13 protein-coding genes are annotated in these 15,320 nt (G+C 67.6%); 6 read left to right on the plus strand and 7 right to left on the minus strand.

The features are described from left to right. From DIE11_RS30985 to DIE11_RS31005, 4 genes are all read right to left on the minus strand, one after another. A complete protein-coding gene (locus tag DIE11_RS30985; protein WP_124629286.1) occupies nucleotides 1-213 on the minus strand; it encodes a DUF1656 domain-containing protein in 213 nt (70 codons plus the stop codon). A 49-nt stretch (nucleotides 214-262) separates the two neighbouring features. Beyond that, nucleotides 263-2,413, minus strand: a complete 2,151-nt coding sequence (locus DIE11_RS30990) for an FUSC family protein (RefSeq protein ID WP_124629288.1) — start codon at nucleotides 2,411-2,413, stop codon at nucleotides 263-265. Continuing rightward, nucleotides 2,410-2,889, minus strand: a complete 480-nt coding sequence (locus tag DIE11_RS30995) for a MarR family winged helix-turn-helix transcriptional regulator (RefSeq protein WP_059600755.1) — start codon at nucleotides 2,887-2,889, stop codon at nucleotides 2,410-2,412. The genes DIE11_RS30990 and DIE11_RS30995 overlap by 4 nt, the downstream gene beginning before the upstream one ends. A 520-nt stretch (nucleotides 2,890-3,409) precedes the next feature. Further along, nucleotides 3,410-5,119 (minus strand): dihydroxyacetone kinase family protein, encoded by a 1,710-nt coding sequence (locus DIE11_RS31005; RefSeq protein ID WP_124629291.1) that lies wholly within the window; start codon nucleotides 5,117-5,119, stop codon nucleotides 3,410-3,412. Nucleotides 5,120-5,455: 336 nt separating this feature from the next. On the opposite strand from DIE11_RS31005, the gene DIE11_RS31010 reads away from it, so the two are divergent. After that, complete coding sequence (locus DIE11_RS31010) at nucleotides 5,456-6,652, plus strand: collagen-like triple helix repeat-containing protein (protein WP_124629293.1); 1,197 nt, start codon at nucleotides 5,456-5,458, stop codon at nucleotides 6,650-6,652. A gap of 165 nt (nucleotides 6,653-6,817) precedes the next feature. On the opposite strand, the gene DIE11_RS31015 is transcribed toward DIE11_RS31010, so the two are convergent. Continuing rightward, a complete protein-coding gene (locus tag DIE11_RS31015) occupies nucleotides 6,818-7,942 on the minus strand; it encodes a sigma-54-dependent Fis family transcriptional regulator (RefSeq protein WP_124629294.1) in 1,125 nt (374 codons plus the stop codon). Nucleotides 7,943-8,400: 458 nt separating this feature from the next. On the opposite strand from DIE11_RS31015, the gene DIE11_RS31025 reads away from it, so the two are divergent. The 4 genes from DIE11_RS31025 (at nucleotide 8,401) to DIE11_RS31040 (ending at nucleotide 12,661) form a co-directional block, all read left to right on the plus strand. Then, nucleotides 8,401-8,604, plus strand: coding sequence for a hypothetical protein (locus DIE11_RS31025; protein WP_409364590.1), 204 nt, complete (start codon nucleotides 8,401-8,403; stop codon nucleotides 8,602-8,604). A gap of 36 nt (nucleotides 8,605-8,640) precedes the next feature. Then, nucleotides 8,641-9,744, plus strand: coding sequence for a dimethylsulfone monooxygenase SfnG (gene sfnG, locus DIE11_RS31030; protein WP_124629296.1), 1,104 nt, complete (start codon nucleotides 8,641-8,643; stop codon nucleotides 9,742-9,744). 175 nt (nucleotides 9,745-9,919) lie between these two features. Next, the gene (locus DIE11_RS31035) at nucleotides 9,920-11,149 is read left to right on the plus strand and encodes an SfnB family sulfur acquisition oxidoreductase (RefSeq protein ID WP_124629298.1); all 1,230 of its coding nucleotides are present in this window, start codon (nucleotides 9,920-9,922) and stop codon (nucleotides 11,147-11,149) included. A gap of 63 nt (nucleotides 11,150-11,212) precedes the next feature. After that, on the plus strand, nucleotides 11,213-12,661 hold the full coding sequence (locus DIE11_RS31040) for an APC family permease (RefSeq protein ID WP_124629300.1): 1,449 nt from the start codon (nucleotides 11,213-11,215) through the stop codon (nucleotides 12,659-12,661). A gap of 97 nt (nucleotides 12,662-12,758) precedes the next feature. Here the strand turns inward: DIE11_RS31040 and DIE11_RS31045 are convergent, their stop codons facing one another. Next, complete coding sequence (locus tag DIE11_RS31045) at nucleotides 12,759-13,406, minus strand: LysE family translocator (RefSeq protein ID WP_124629302.1); 648 nt, start codon at nucleotides 13,404-13,406, stop codon at nucleotides 12,759-12,761. Between the two features lie 106 nt (nucleotides 13,407-13,512). Between DIE11_RS31045 and DIE11_RS31050 the strand changes: the two genes are divergently transcribed. After that, nucleotides 13,513-14,364, plus strand: a complete 852-nt coding sequence (locus DIE11_RS31050; RefSeq protein WP_124629304.1) for a LysR substrate-binding domain-containing protein — start codon at nucleotides 13,513-13,515, stop codon at nucleotides 14,362-14,364. 37 nt (nucleotides 14,365-14,401) lie between these two features. On the opposite strand, the gene DIE11_RS31055 is transcribed toward DIE11_RS31050, so the two are convergent. Next, nucleotides 14,402-15,292, minus strand: coding sequence for a LysR substrate-binding domain-containing protein (locus DIE11_RS31055; RefSeq protein WP_124629306.1), 891 nt, complete (start codon nucleotides 15,290-15,292; stop codon nucleotides 14,402-14,404). Nucleotides 15,293-15,320: the final 28 nt, after the last annotated feature.

Consider the following 15,320-nt stretch of genomic DNA (forward strand, 5'->3'; position numbering starts at 1 on the left):
TTAGCTAGCCACGAGATGGTGAGACACGATGACGACTGCGGCAATCACGAACACGTAGATGCCGAGGTCGAAGATCGAACGGTGCCAGACGAGGCGGTAAAAGCCGACGCGTTCGAGCAGCGCGCGCACGACGATGTTGATCAGGTAGGCGATCAGCATCAGCACGAGCGGAGCCGGCACGAATACGCCGAAGATGTCGATTTCGCCGATCATGGTCGCGGTCGGAAAGACAGGTTGGAAAGCGGGATCATGGAAAGCGGGATCATGCGCGCGCTCCGTCCGTTGCGGCATGCGGCGGCTGCGCGGACGCGGCCGGGTACAGCGACAGGCGCAAGCCGACGAGCGCGTGAAGCGTATCGCGCAGCCGGCGGTGTGTCGCGGGCGTGGGCGCCGCCGCGGGAGCGTCGTGCGTCGTGCCGTCGCCCGCCGATGCGGCCGACGTGCCGGGCAGGTTGCGGCCGGCCACGCGCTGCAGCGCGTCGTCGATCAAGGCGAGCAGCGCCGGCGGTGCAGGCTGTCGCGCATTCGCGGCCGCGCAGCGCGCGTAGTGATCGGTGACGCCGGCCAGCACGCGGTCGATTACGTCGGGCACGTCGCCTGTCAGCTTGCGGCGCGAGCGGCGCAGGTCGAGCGCGTTCAGCGCGATGCGCAGGTCGCGGAAGCTCTCGATCGACGGATGGCGGTGGTCGTCCGACGCACCGAGGCGCGGCAGCAGCTGCGTGACGCGATCGAGCATGCGCGATGCGTGGTTGCGCTGGTCGTCGAGCGGCTGCGTCGACGCGGAGCGCGCGACGTCTTCCCAGCCCGAACGCAGCAGGCGCCGCACCGCGAGTTCCGCGCCGAACGGACGGGTCGCGCGCGTCCACACGTACGCGAACAGCAGCCCGGCGACGCCCGCGAGGTTGCTGTTCAGGAACACGAAGAAATCGGCATCGTACGCGCTCTGGATGCTGATGAAGGTGGCGGTGTTCACCGCGACGAGCATCGTCACCATGTTGAACTGCGGGCGCGGCAGTAGCGTGCCGATCAGGATGAACGGCCCCGCGAACATCAGCACGAGCATCGGGAAGTCGTGCACGTGCGGCAGCACGACGAACAGGTACAACCCGGCGAACACCACGCTCGCGGCCGTCGACAGAAAGAACTTGAAAACCAGCGGCGCGGGTTCGTCGAGCGCGGCGAAGAAGCTGCACGACACGGCCACGAGCGTGACGGCCGCGGCACCGTCGTGCCAGCCTGACGAGATCCAAAGCGAGCATGCGAACACGATCGCGAGCACGACGGTGAGCGTCGAGAACAGCATCATCCCGCGATCGAAGAAGCGCTCGGTGCCGCCGAGCCGCCAGTGTCGGTAACGCGGCTGCCAGACACCCGACTCATTCGCGATCAGCGCGCGCAGCGAGCGGCAGTCCTGCCAGATGTCGATGACCTGATGCAGCCGCCACAGCGCGTTCGACAGCAGCGCACCGTCCCAGCTCGCGAGCGCGCTGTCGGACGGCTGCAGCGACGCGATGCGCTCGCGCAGATTGTCCGCGACCGGATCGTGGGCCACATCGCCGTCGGTGCCGGCCTTCACGGCCGGCAACGGCGCGTCGAACCACTTTGCCGCGTCGGCGAGCAGCGCGTCGAGTGCCGGCGGTCGCACGTGCAGGTCGCGCATCAGTGCGATCAGCGGATCGGCGAGCGAGGACATCAGCGGCAGGAACAGCTGCATGCGGCCCGCGAGCGCCTGCGCACGAGCGAGCACGCGCGGGTGCGCATGGTCGTAGCTCAGCTGGCTCAAGAGGAATTCGAGGCCGGTGATGGTCGCGGCGAGGCGTTGCCGGCATGCCGACAGCGCCTTGCCCGCGATATGCCCCGACAGCGTCTCGCGGCCGTAGAACGCGGCGTCCTTGAACCATGCGTCGGTGCGCTCGATCAGCGTGGGCGCGAGCCGGTTCGGGAACACGGCGCTGCCGACCACGCTCGCGCACACGATGCCGAGCACGATTTCCTCGGTCCGCGCGATCGCGACGTCGAAGATCGTCGACGGATCGGTCACCGTCGGCAGCGCGACCAGCGGCATCGTATAGCCGGCGAGCATGAACACGTAGCTGCGCGCGGTGCGGTCGGAGATCGCCAGGTAGAGCAGCGTGCCGCACCAGGTCGCGACGATGATGCTGAACAGGAACGGCGTCTCGACGAACGGCGGCACGAACAGGATCGCGGCGGCCGCGCCGAGCGCGGTGCCGAGCGCGCGATACAGCGCCTTCGAGCGCGTGGCGCCGACGAACGGGTTCGACACGATGTAGACGCTCGCCATTGCCCAGTAAGGGCGCGGCAGCTGGAAATACAGGCCGAGGTACAACGCCAGCATCGACGCGGCGAACGTCTTGCCCGAGAACAGCCAGTCGCGAAGGCTCGGATAGGTCATGACGCGGAATCGGCGGGGTGAGACGGACGCGATGCCGGATGCTGCGCATCGGCCGCGTTGAACGCATTCAGCACGCGCAGCGTCGCTTCGAGATCGGCACGCGTGACGCCCTTGAGAACCTGGGCGCGCAGCATGCGCAGGTCTTCCTCCATCTTCGCGGTGACCGCGCGGCCGGCGGCCGTCAGCGAGATCGTCTTCGCGCGGCGGTCGTGCGGATCCTCGTCGCGGCGAGCGAGGCCGGCCGCGCACAGCTGGTCGAGCAGGCGCACGAGCGACGGCCCCTCGATGCCGACGTGTTCGGCGAGCGTGCCCTGACGCACGCCTTCGCCGAGGCGGCCGGCAATCAGCAACGGCGTCGCGCACGCTTCGGACACGTTGTACGCCGTCAACACGGTGTCGCTCGTGCGGCGCCATTTGCGCGCGGTGAGCACCAGCAGGCTGCTGACTGCGAGGCGGAGGTCGTGCAGGTTGGTCATGGGCGAGATGATAGGGGCAAAAACATTCGATAGCAAACTATCGTTTGTGTCATCCGCATGTCATGCCGCACGCCGGGGCGCCGATCTGCAACGAGCAATTTAGGCGGTCGATCCGGGGATGGTCAAGTTGTCAGATTGCAAGCGTGCTGCGGATTCTTATGCATCGCCTGCAATCCGGCTCGAACGCGGCGATCGCACGTGGCGGGTTGGCGGTCAGCTCAGGGTTGTAGGGACGTTGTAAGCCCGATGCGATCCTGGATGACCGCGCACCGGCCACGCCAACCAACCGGATCGCGCCACGCGCGCCGCACCGTCCCGGTTCCGCACACGATTGCACTCTTTCTGAGCGACCATGTGGAAGCAACGACGGAGACATCGAGATGGGACGGACCGAGGTATCGGCGCGCTGGCACGACACGATCGGCACGGTGCACGGCATCGAGTCGAAATACAAGCGGCTCGTGTGTATATCTCGCACGAGGGCCTGCGCGCGTTGGCTCGCGCAGCCCTCGACCGCTGTTTAGCGCACGTGCGGTAACAACGCGCGCAGCCAGCATGCGACCGCCACCGCGCCGCCATCCGGCGTGCCGATCGCGCGTTCGCCGAGATAGCTCGCACGCCCCGCGCGCGGCGTCATGCCGGCCGTTCGTTGCGCGCCGTGTTCCGCCGCCTCGATGGCTTGCGCCAATGCGCCAGCTGGGTCGCGATCATGATCGAGCGCGCGATCGAACGCATCGGCGGCAGGCACCAGCGCATCGAGCATCGTCCGATCGCCGGCACGTGCGCCGCCCAGTTCGGAGATCGCATCCACCGCGCTGCGCAATGCCGCAGCCCAGTCGCGTGCCGACGGTGCGGCGGTATCCGCGGCATCGGCGAGCCGCCGCGACGCGCGCAGCAGCGCGGTCGCATAGAACGGCCCCGAACTGCCCGCGATCGCGCGGCGCAACGCGGTGCCCAGCGCCGCGAGCGTGCCGGCCGGCGTGCCGAATGCGGCTTCCGGCAACGCGAGGATCGCCTGCGCGGCGCGATGCATGCTCGCGCCGAGATCGCCGTCGCCGGCGGCCGTGTCGAGTTCCGTCAGCGTGGCTTCGTTGTCGATCAACGCTTGCGCGATCGCGTGCAGCGCCGGCTGCAGCCGCGCCGCCCACGCGTGGCCGGCCGCATCGAGCTGCGGCAGCGGCTGGTCGGGCGCTGCAGCCGCGGCCACCCGGATCTGCGCGTTGACGGCGCCGCCGCCGGGCCATGCGCGCGCGTGCGTCGGCGCGTCGAGCAGGGCCACGCGTTCGTCGTTCAGCCGCAGCAGCGAGATCGAGCAACCGGGCATGTTCAGCGCCGACAGGAACGTGCCGCCCCATGCCCGCGCGACGGTGATGCCGCGCCGGCTCAGGTTGTCGTACGCGGCGCGCAGCACGATCGCCAGTTCCATGTCCGGCGTCGCGCCGAGACCGTTGACGAGCAGCGCGACGCGTTCGCCGCGATCGAGCACGAGGTCGGCGACGATGCTCGACAGCAGCGTCTCGACCAACGCGTCGGCCGCCTGTGGCGCGGTGCGTTCGACGCCTTTCTCGCCGTGGATGCCGAGGCCGAGTTCGATCTCGTGATCGGCGAGGCTGAACCCCGACTTGTCGGCGCCGGGGATCGTGCAGCCGTCGAGCGCGACGCCCATCGTGCCGAGTTCGGCCGCCGCGTCGCGCGCGATTGCCGCGACGCGGGCAAGCGGCAACCCGCGCGCGGCGGCCGCGCCGGCCAGCTTGTGGATCAGCACGGTGCCCGCGATTCCGCGTCGCTGCCCGCGCTCGACGCGGCCGCGCAGCGACACGTCGTCGGCGACGATCACGGTCTCCACCGGAATGCCCTCGGCTCGCGCGAGTTCGGCGGCCAGCCCGAAATTGAGGCGATCGCCCGTGTAGTTCTTCACGACGAGCAGCGCGCCGTTCGGGCCGGCGCACGCGCGGATCGCGGCGAGCACGGCGTCGGTCGGGGGCGACGTAAACACTTCGCCGCAGACGGCCGCGCTCAGCATCCCTTCGCCGACATAGCCGCCGTGCGCGGGCTCGTGACCGCTACCGCCGCCGGATACGATCGCGACGGGGCGCTGCGACGGCTCGGGCAGCGGCTGGCGCACGAGCACTTGCTCGTCGCCGAGGATCGCGACATGCGGCGATTGCCGCGCGATGCCTTCGAGCATTTCGCGCACGACAGCGGACGGGTGGTTCACGAGCTTTTTCATGGCAACGGGTTCCTGACGGTGGGCCGAGGCCCGGCGGCACGCATGCGGTGCCGTCGGTTTTCGTACTGTGAATGGTAGGCGCCGCGCCGAATGCGGCGTGCCGCGGCCGGCGTTACGTAACATCGAAGCATTCGTAGCACGAATGTAACGAAAACAGAGCCGCTCATGGGCCAGAAATGTATCGATCGTGATCGCGGGCAGGCGCTTGCACGGGCGCGCGGATGCTGGCGTGGCGGCGGGACGGCCCGTTCGATTGGCGCCAATGGCATGGAAAATGCTGTTTCTCCTCCGGTCCTCAATCGAACATTCCATCGCCCGGACCGCGAGGAGACCACCATGTATCGAACCCGCATTGTCACGTCCACGGCGTTGCTCGCCGCCGCCGGCATGCTGGCCGCCTGTGGCGGCACCGACGTCGCCGCGCCGTCGAGCGCGGCCGCGAGCACCGGCGGCGCAACCATCGGCGGCAATACGCCCGGCAGCAACACCCCCGACGGGGGTTGGGGCACCAGCGGCGCCCCCGGCACGCGCGGCGTCGTGAGTACCGCGGGCGCGCTCGCGGCCGGCGTCGGCTCGACCGTCAGCGCGATGTCGTTACCGGTACTCGGGAATACCGTGACGCGCAGCGCAGGCGACACGATCTCGAGCGTCAGCACGATTTCGCGTGCCGCGGCCGATGCGCTCAGCGACGGGCTCGGCAAGATCGGTTCGACGCCCAACCCGGTCGGTACGACGGTCGCCGGCCTCGGCGACGTCGTCGGCGCAACGGCGAATCCGGTTGCGGGCCTCGCGCAGACCGTCCGCGCGCTCGGCTCGGGGCCGCTGGCGCCGCTCGCGCCGGTGACGACACCCGTCGGCGCGGTGCTCGACACCGTGGCCGGCGGACTCGGCACGGCGGGCAACACGGTCGGCGCGACGCTGGCATCGGGTGCCGTGCAGCAGGTCACGCAGCCGCTCAGTTCGGCCGTCACACCGCTGGTCATCACGGCCGGTCAGGCGACGCAGCAGATTGGCGCGACCACGGGCCTCGGGCAGCCGGTGGCCGGCTTGCTCGGGCAGGTCGGCAGCGCGCTGGCGACGACGGGCTCGCGGATGGGATCCGTTTCGTCACAGCCAGCCGTCGGCTCGGTGGGGGCGCTCGTCGGCGCGATCGGCAATACCGTCACGAACGCGGGTGGACTCGTGAACTACAACGGTCCGAACGGCGTCGCACCGATTCCCGGGCTGATCGTGAGTCTTGCGGGCGCTTCCGTCGCCACCGTGCAGAACGGTCCGTCGAACGGTTCGAGCCCGTCCGGCCCGCTCGGCGGCTTGCTGTCGGGGCTCGGCTCGACGCCGCTCGGGTCGCTGACCGGTGCGCTCGGCGGCACGAACGGTGCCGGTGCGGCGAGCCCGCTGGCGCCGGTGACGAGTCTCGTGTCGACGGTCACCGGCACGCTCGGTGGCGCGGCGGGCGGAGCCGGTTCCTCGGCGAATCCGCTCGCCCCCGTTACATCGTTGCTCGGCGGCGTGACGGGCGGCGTCGGGAAATAGTGGCGTACCGCACGGCGAGCGGCTGGACCACGCGCTGCTCGCCGTTGCGGAGGCGAGTCGCGCATCGGCTTCGCCAGCTCATGCCGGCGATGAATTGCGACGTGCCGAAGCGTCCGCCGCCCGCATTGCTGACTCGCGGCACCGCATGCAGCCGCGCGATCGCGCTTACTTGACTGCCGCGATCACCTTCGCGCGAATCAGCCGCGCACGCAACACGTTCCGGCTGATGCCGAGCAGTCGCGCGGCCTGGATCTGGTTGCGGTGACTGAAATCGAACGCGACCCGCATCACGGTATCCTCGATGCGTTCGAACAGGTTCGCGTGCGCCTCGTCGAACAGCGCGCACAGTGCCAGTTCGAGCGCATCCTGAGCGGGCACGCGGCCCGCCGCTTCCCGCACGCCGGCAGCCACGGCCGGCACGCATGACGACGACAGGTTCAGGTCGGTGTCCTGCAGCGCATCGTGGCGGCTCACCAGCAGCGCGTGATGGATCACGTTCTCCAGTTCGCGGATATTGCCGGGCCACGAATGTGCTTCGAGCCGGCGCGCCGCGCGCGGGTCGATGCTGCGCGACCCATGGCCGAGGCGGCTGCGGTATTCGTCGAAGAAGTGGCGCGCGAGCGGCAGGATGTCGCCCGGCCGTTCGCGCAACCTCGGCACGTCGAGCCGCACGACGTTGAGCCGGTAGAACAGGTCGCCGCGAAACCGTCCGTCCATCACCGCCTGCTGCAGGTCGACGTTGGTCGCGGCCACCACGCGCACGTCGATCGAAATGCCCGTGCGCGAGCCGAGCCGCACGACCTCGCGCTCCTGCAGCACGCGCAGCAGCTTGACCTGCATCGACAGCGGCAGGTCGCCGATTTCGTCGAGAAACAGCGTGCCGCCGTTCGCGGCTTCGAACCAGCCTGGCTTCGCGCCGACCGCGCCCGTGAATGCGCCTTTCTCATGACCGAACAGTTCGCTGTCGACGAGCGTGTCGGACAGCGCGCCACAGTTCACGGCGACGAACGGGCCGTCGCAACGATGACTGCCGTCGTGCACCTGGCGCGCGATCAACTCCTTGCCGGTGCCGGTCTCGCCGACGATCAGCACGTTTGCGTCGCTCGGCGCGACGAGCCGTACGCGTTCGAGCAGCGCGAGCGAACGCGGGTCGACGAACACGGGCGCGCGGGCGCGGGCCCGCACATGGTGGGTGGAGCGCTCGAGAACGGGCGTGCCGCGCGATTCGTCCGGCTGCGCGGCGACGACTCGAAGATTGACCGGACGCGGTGTTGCAAACAGGGAGGTCATGGCGATGAAGGCGTGAGTCGATCGAACGGTTCGAACCAGCGTCGACTGACGCCGCGGTCCGGTTGCTGCCTGGTTATCAGAGTGTTCAGTGTTTTGTGCCGAACGGGAAACATCGATTTCTGATAACGAAAGCCGGATTGCTGTGCAGGATGAAACGGTGTCCGATCGCAGCGATCCGACGAACGGGGGGCGCGAAACTGCTGATTGAGCAGCAGCGCATCAGCAACGCTGTTTCCGTCGGTTCATCGCGCTGTGGAATATCGATGCGATGCGATTGGTGAAACGCTTTCCATGGCTGTCTATTTGTCCGCGTAAGCCTTACCCGATGGGCGATTGAATAAAACTTCGTGATGCAGATGATCTCCACGATCGCGCATCCGTCGAGAATGGCACGCTCCTTGCGAACCCCACACCGTATCGGCGCGGCAACGCGCGGCTCGACAACGGGAACGCATGGCATGAGCAACACCCTCGACGTGGTCGCCCTGTCGGGCGGCCTGCAACGTCCGTCACGCACGCTGCCGATCGGCCTGTATGTAGCCGAAAGCGATTTCGACCACTACGAATTCGCGAACCCCGCACTCCGCGTACGCATCGCGCTCGCGATGGAGCGTGCGGCGCCGCAACTGTGTCCGAGAACGCTTGCCGCCGCGGCCGCATAGCCCGTCTTTCGTTTCACCCTTCGATCAGGACCTCTCATGAGCATTCACAAATCTCCGGCCGACGGCGTCAAATTCGCGTACTGGGTGCCGAACGTCAGCGGCGGACTCGTCGTCAGCACGATCGAGCAGCGTACCGACTGGAGCCTCGAATACAACCAGAAGCTCGCGCGCACGGCTGAAGCGGCCGGATTCGACTACGCGTTGAGCCAGATCCGCTTCACGGCCGGCTATGGCGCCGAACACCAGCACGAGTCGGTCTCGTTCAGCCAGGCGCTGCTGCACGCGACCACCAAACTGAAGGTGCTCGCCGCGATCTTGCCGGGGCCGTGGCATCCGGCCGTGGTCGCAAAGCAGCTCGCGACGATCGACCACATTTCGAATGGACGCATCGCGATCAACGTCGTCAGCGGCTGGTTCAAGGGTGAATTCACCGCGATCGGCGAGCCGTGGCTCGAGCACGACGAACGCTATCGGCGCTCGAAGGAGTTCATTCAGGCGCTGAAGGGCATCTGGACGCAGGACAATTTCACGTTCAAGGGCGACTTCTACCGCTTCAACGATTACACGCTGAGCCCGAAGCCCGTGCAGAAACCGCACCCGGAGATCTTCCAGGGCGGCAGTTCGCGTGCGGCGCGCGACAACGCGGCCAGCGTGTCGGACTGGTATTTCACGAACGGCAATACGCCGGAGAACCTGAAGGCGCAGATCGACGACATCCGCGCGAAGGCGGCCGCGAACAACCACCGCGTGCGGATCGGCGTCAACGCGTTCGTGATCGCGCGCGACACCGAGGAAGAGGCGCGCGCCGTGCTCGACGACATCGTCCGGCACGCACACGTCGAGGCCGTGCATGCGTTTGGCGATGCGGCGAAGGAGGCCGGCAAGGCGTCACCGGAAGGCGAGGGCAACTGGGCGAAATCCACGTTCGAGGATCTCGTGCAGTACAACGACGGTTTCCGCACGAACCTGATCGGCACGCCGCAACAGATCGCCGAGCGGATCGTCGCGCTGAAGGCGATCGGCGTCGATCTCGTGCTCGCCGGGTTCCTGCATTTCATCGAGGAAGTCGAGTACTTCGGCCAGCGCGTGCTGCCGCTCGTGCGCGAACTCGAGGCGCAGCGGCAGGCAGTCGCCGCGTGAGGTAGGCGGCCAGCGAGTCGCAGGCGGTCAAGCGGGCCGCGCCGGACGATCGAAGGGTGCGCCGGCGGCGGCCATCGTGAGCGTACCCGTTTTGACGTTTCGGATATCGAAACAGGAGGTCGGCGGCTGCCTGCACGGCGTCGTCAACCGATTCAAGGGCTTTGCCGGAAATTTCATGTCGACGGAAATCATCGAAGAAAACACGCAATCGCAAGCGGGCGCTACGTCCGTTCCCGTCATCGGCTCCGACGCCGAAGCGATCGACGTCGCACACCAGGTCGCGGCGCGACTGGCGGAGCACGCCGCGCTGCGCGACCGCGAGCGGAAACTGCCGTTCGACGAGATCGAGCTGTTCTCGTCGAGCGGCCTGTGGGGCATCACCGTCCCGCGTGAATACGGCGGCGCGGAGGTGTCGAGCGTGACGCTCGCCGAAGTGATCGCGATCGTGTCGCAGGCGGACCCGTCAGTCGGCCAGATCCCGCAGAACCACTACTGCCTGATCGAAGACATCCGCCTTGAAGGCAGCGACGCGCAAAAGCGCTTCTTCTTCGATCTCGTTCTGAAGGGCACGCGATACGGCAATGCGTTTTCCGAGGCCGGTGGCAAGAACGTGCTTGATATCCAGACGCGCGTGCGCCGCGACGGCGACGCGTTCGTGCTGAACGGCCGCAAGTTCTATTCGACCGGCACGCTGTTCGCGCACTGGATTCCGGTGCTTGCGCTCGACGAGTCGGACCAGGCGGTGCTCGCGTTCGTGCGGCAGGGCGCGCCGGGGCTGACCGTGGTGGACGACTGGAGCGGCTTCGGGCAACGCACGACCGCGAGCGGCACGGTGATCGTCGAGAACGTGCGCGTGAGCGCGTTCGAGATCTTCCACACGCAGCGTTCGTACGACCGCCCGACCTTCGCGGGCCCGTTTGCGCAGATCACGACCGCCGCGATCGACCTCGGCATCGCGCGCGCCGCGCTGCAGGACACGATCGCGTTCGTGCGGCAGCATGCGCGCCCGTGGATCGACAGCGGCGTCGAACGCGCGAGCGAGGACCCGCTGACGGTCGCGCAGATCGGCGATATCGCGTACCGCGTGCATGCGGCCGAAGCGCTGCTCGCGCGCTCGGGGCGCTTCGTCGACGCGGCGAAGCGCGAGCCGGGTGAGGAGGCGGTCGCGCAGGCCGCTATCGCGGTCGGCGAGGCGAAGATCGCGACGACCGAAGTGTCGCTGCTTGCCGCGAGCAAGCTGTTCGAACTCGGCGGCAGCAAATCGACGCTGGCGAAATACAACTTCGACCGCCACTGGCGCAACGCGCGCGTGCACACACTGCACGACCCGGTGCGCTGGAAGTACCACGCGATCGGCAACTACTACCTCAACGGCGTGAAGCCTGCGCGCCATTCCTGGAATTGACGGGCGGCCGCCGACGCCGACGCGGCGCACGCCGCACCGGTTCATCCCTGACGAGGCAAATCGATGAGTTATCCAGCAACATCCGCGCAGGCGCTGCCTGCGCAAGACGCCGCGCCGCAGGCGGGCGGCCTGCGGCGCAACTACCTGAGCCTGCCCGAACTGATCGCGCAGTCGATCGGGCTCGTCGGCGTGTCGGGCGGGATCGGCGTGCTGATCCCTGCCGTATTCGCGACGGCCGGTAACGGCACGTGGCTTGCATACGTGTTCGCCATCGTCGCGCTGCTGTTCTCGTCGTGGAGCATCTCGGTGTTCGCGCGGGATGCGGCGTCGCCGGGCGCGCTGTACGCGTACGTGTCGGCCGGCATCGGACCGGTCTGGGGCGCCATCTGCGGCTGGTCGCTGCTGATCGCCTATGCGGTGGCAGCAGCAGGCATCCTGGAGGGAACGATCAACACGTTTCTCGTGCTCGGCCGCGAAACGGGGCTGCTCGGTAGCGCGACGCCGGTCGGCACGGTGCTGGGCCTCACGATCGTTACCGCGTTCGCCGCGTGGTATATCGCGTTTCGCGACATCCGGCTTTCCACGCGCTTCACGCTGCTGGTCGAACTCGCGACGTTGCTGCTGATCGCCGGCGTCGTGATCGCGACGATCGCGTTCGGCACGCATCCGGTCGATCGCGCACAGCTGACGCTCGAAGGCGTGAAGCCGACGCAGCTTCAGCTCGGGATGGTGCTCGCGTTCTTCAGCTTCACGGGTTTCGAGAGCGCGACCGTGCTCGGCGCCGAGGCGCGCGATCCGTTTCGCGCGATTCCGCGCGCGGTGCTGATCAGCGTGGTCGGGCCCGCGATCCTGTTCGTGATCGGCGCATACGGAATGGTGAGCGCGTTCCACGGCCAGACGCCGCCGCTCGACCGCGTTGACGGCCCGCTCGCGGTGCTGGCGCATCGACTGGGGGCCGGGTGGATCGGCGTGCTGATCGACGCGGGGGTGGCGTTGAGCTTCTTCGCGGCGTTCTTCTCGTCGATCAATGCGGCGGCGCGGATCGTCTACACGTTCGGGCGGCAGGGTGTGCTGCATGCGTCGACCGGGCGTGCGCACGCGACGAATGCGACGCCGCACGTCGCAGTCGCGTTGATTGCGGCGCTGGCGCTGGCGGCCGCGCTGGTGTTGACGGCGCGGGGCACGGCGCTGCTCGATTCGTACGGCTATCTCAGCTCGATCGCGACGTATGGCTGGCTGCTCGCCTACGTGCTGGTCGCGATCGGCGCGCCGCTTTATCTGCACCGGCAGCGCAAGCTTCGCGCGCGGCACGTGGCGATCAGCATCGTTGCGGTCGTGCTGCTCGCGATTCCGCTCGCCGGCAGCGTGTATCCGGTGCCGGAAGGCGTCTACGCATGGCTGCCTTATGTGTTCGTCGCGCTGCTGGCGATCGGGCTCGGGTGGTTTCTGGTGCTGCGCGTCCGGTTTCCGGAACGGTTGCGCGAGCTGGAAGCCGAACTGCTGACGAAGTGAATGCGCTGCATCGACGGCGCGTTCAAAGCTTGATGTGCGTGACAGCCGGCAGTGTGGCGTCTGCTGGCCGATTTCATTTCAGCCATACTCGCGGCCATTACGCCACACCCGCCATCTTCGATGCGTCGACAACCATCTGCACACCGAGGCCGCCGAGAATAAGACCCATCGCCCAGCGCTGCGCGAGCAGCAGCATCGGGCGCCCGTGCAGGAACTTCGCGATGCTGCTCGAGCAGATCGCCACCAGCCCGTTTGCCGACGCGAACGCGGCGATCAGCAGTGAACCGAGAAATAGCGACTGGCCGAACACACTACCTTGCCGGTAGTCGATGAATTGCGGCAGCAGCGACACGAACAGCATCGCGAGCTTCGGATTCAGCACGCTGGTCGTCGCGCCCATCGCCAGCAGCCGCAGCGGCTGCTCGTTCGGCAGTGTCCGCACCTCGAACGGCGAACGACCGCCGGGCCTGACCGCCTGCCAAGCGAGGTACAGCAGGTAGGCCGCACCGATCGCGCCCAGCACGCTGCCCGCATAAGGCACGCTCATGAACAGCGTCGTGATACCGAACGCCGCGCCGAACATGTAGAACAGGTAACCGATCATCACGCCGGCCAGCGAAATGAGCCCGGCCGCGCGCCCTTGCGCGATCGAGCGCGACATCACGTAGACCATGTTCGGCCCCGGCGTGACCGCTAGCATGCCGCCGATGGCGAGAAATCCGTAGAGCGATCCGGACGTATGCATGTTTTCCGCTTCCTGCAACGAGTGCTGACGGGATTCATTGTCCGACCGTGGAGGTGAACAGTAAAACGGGATAAACTGAATCGATTGATCAGATTTTCTGAATGAAATGAAGAAGCTCGACCTCGATGTGCTGGCGATGGTGGTGGCAGTTGCGGAATCCGGATCGTTCGCGCAGGGCGCGCAGGCCGTGCATCGGTCGCCGTCGGCGGTGAGCATGCAGATCAAGGCGCTGGAAGATGCACTCGGCAAGCCGCTCTTCATCCGCGATACGCGCAACGTGACGGCCACCGACGACGGCAGGACGCTCGCCGAATACGGGCGCCGGATGCTGGCGATGCGCGACGAGGCGTGGGCGTCGGTGGTGCGTCCGGAGATCCGCGGCCGCGTGACGATCGGCGTGCCCGACGACTACATCTCGTCGCTGCTGCCGCAGGTGCTCGGCAAATTCGCCGCGATGCACCCGCGCGTGGAAGTGCGCGTGATCGGCCAGCCGAGCAGCGCACTCGTGCCAATGCTGAAGGACAACACGGTCGACCTCGCGTGTCTCACGCGGATCAAGGGCGTGACCGGCGAGCTGATCCGGATGGAGCCGATCGTCTGGACCGGGTCGCCGAAACGGAACGTCTGGGAAGAGCGGCCGCTGCCGGTGGCCTTTTTCACGCACGGCGGCAGCATGGCGCGCGATCACGCGATCAAGGCGCTGAACCGGCAGCACATCCCGTTCCGGATGTCGTATGAAAGCCCGAGCTACCTCGGACTGCTCAGCATGGTCGAGGCCGGGCTCGCCGTCGCGCCGCTGGCGCGTTGCTGCATTCCCGATCATCTCGTTCAGCTTTCGGAGGCCCACGGGCTGCCGCCGCTGGGGGAGCTCGAGGTCGTGCTGGCGCGCAGTGCGCAGTCCGCGCGTGCGCCGTGCGACTACCTCGCCGAGCAGATTCTCGACGAATGGCGCGCGTGACCGGCGATCATCGGATCGCGGCCTGACCCGCGGTGTTTCAGCACGACTTCAGCAACCATTCGCGGAACGCGACGAGCGACGGCAGCGTTTCGTTCCCCGGCGGATAGACGAGGTAATAGCTGCGCTGGCTGGTAATCGCGTCACCGATCGACACGAGCTCGTTGCGGCTCAGTTCGTCTTCCACCAGCACCTTCGGCACCAGCCCGATCCCCATCCCGGCCCGCACGGCCTGGATCAGGTGCGACGTCAGCTCGAAGCTCGGGCCGATACGCATCTGGCGATGGTCGAGCCGATAGTGCGAGAACCATTCGGCCCACGCCTGCTGGTTGCTCGTTACGCCCAGCAGCGTCTGCTGCGCGGCCCAGGCAGGCGTGCGTGCTTCGGCCTTGCGGCGCCTGCCCGCGTCGGGGCTCGCGATCGCGATCAGGAACTCGTTGTACAGCCGATGCGCGTGCAGGCCGGGCCAGTCGTCCGCGCCGACGGTGATGGCTGCGTCGAGGTCGTCGTTGAGGAAATCGATCGCGCCGATCCGCGAATGAAGGTGCACGGTCACGCCCGGATGCGCGGCGTAGAAGTCGTGCAGGTGCGGCAGCAGCCATTTCGAGCCGAACGTCGGCAACGTCGCGAGCCGCAGCGTGCCGGCGCCGGCCTGGTGGGACATCGCCTGCAGCGTCGCGCCGCGGATGCGCCCCAGTGCGCCGCTCAGCTCGACGAAGTAGCGGCGCCCGACTTCGGTCAGCTTCACGGAACGGCCCTCGCGCCGGAACAGCGGCACGCCGAGTTGATCCTCGAGCGTCTGGACCTGCCGGCTGATCGCGCTCTGGCTCAGCGACAGTTCCTCGGCTGCACGCGTGTAGCTTTCGTGTCGCGCGGCTGCCTCGAACACGAGCAGCAGCGACATCGATGGGGTGAGGCGACGGTAATTCATGAGTTTTATGCAATATTCGCCGGATGAG

The sequence above is a fragment of the Burkholderia sp. Bp9012 genome (genome assembly GCF_003853825.1).
In the GTDB taxonomy this organism is placed as follows: domain Bacteria; phylum Pseudomonadota; class Gammaproteobacteria; order Burkholderiales; family Burkholderiaceae; genus Burkholderia; species Burkholderia diffusa.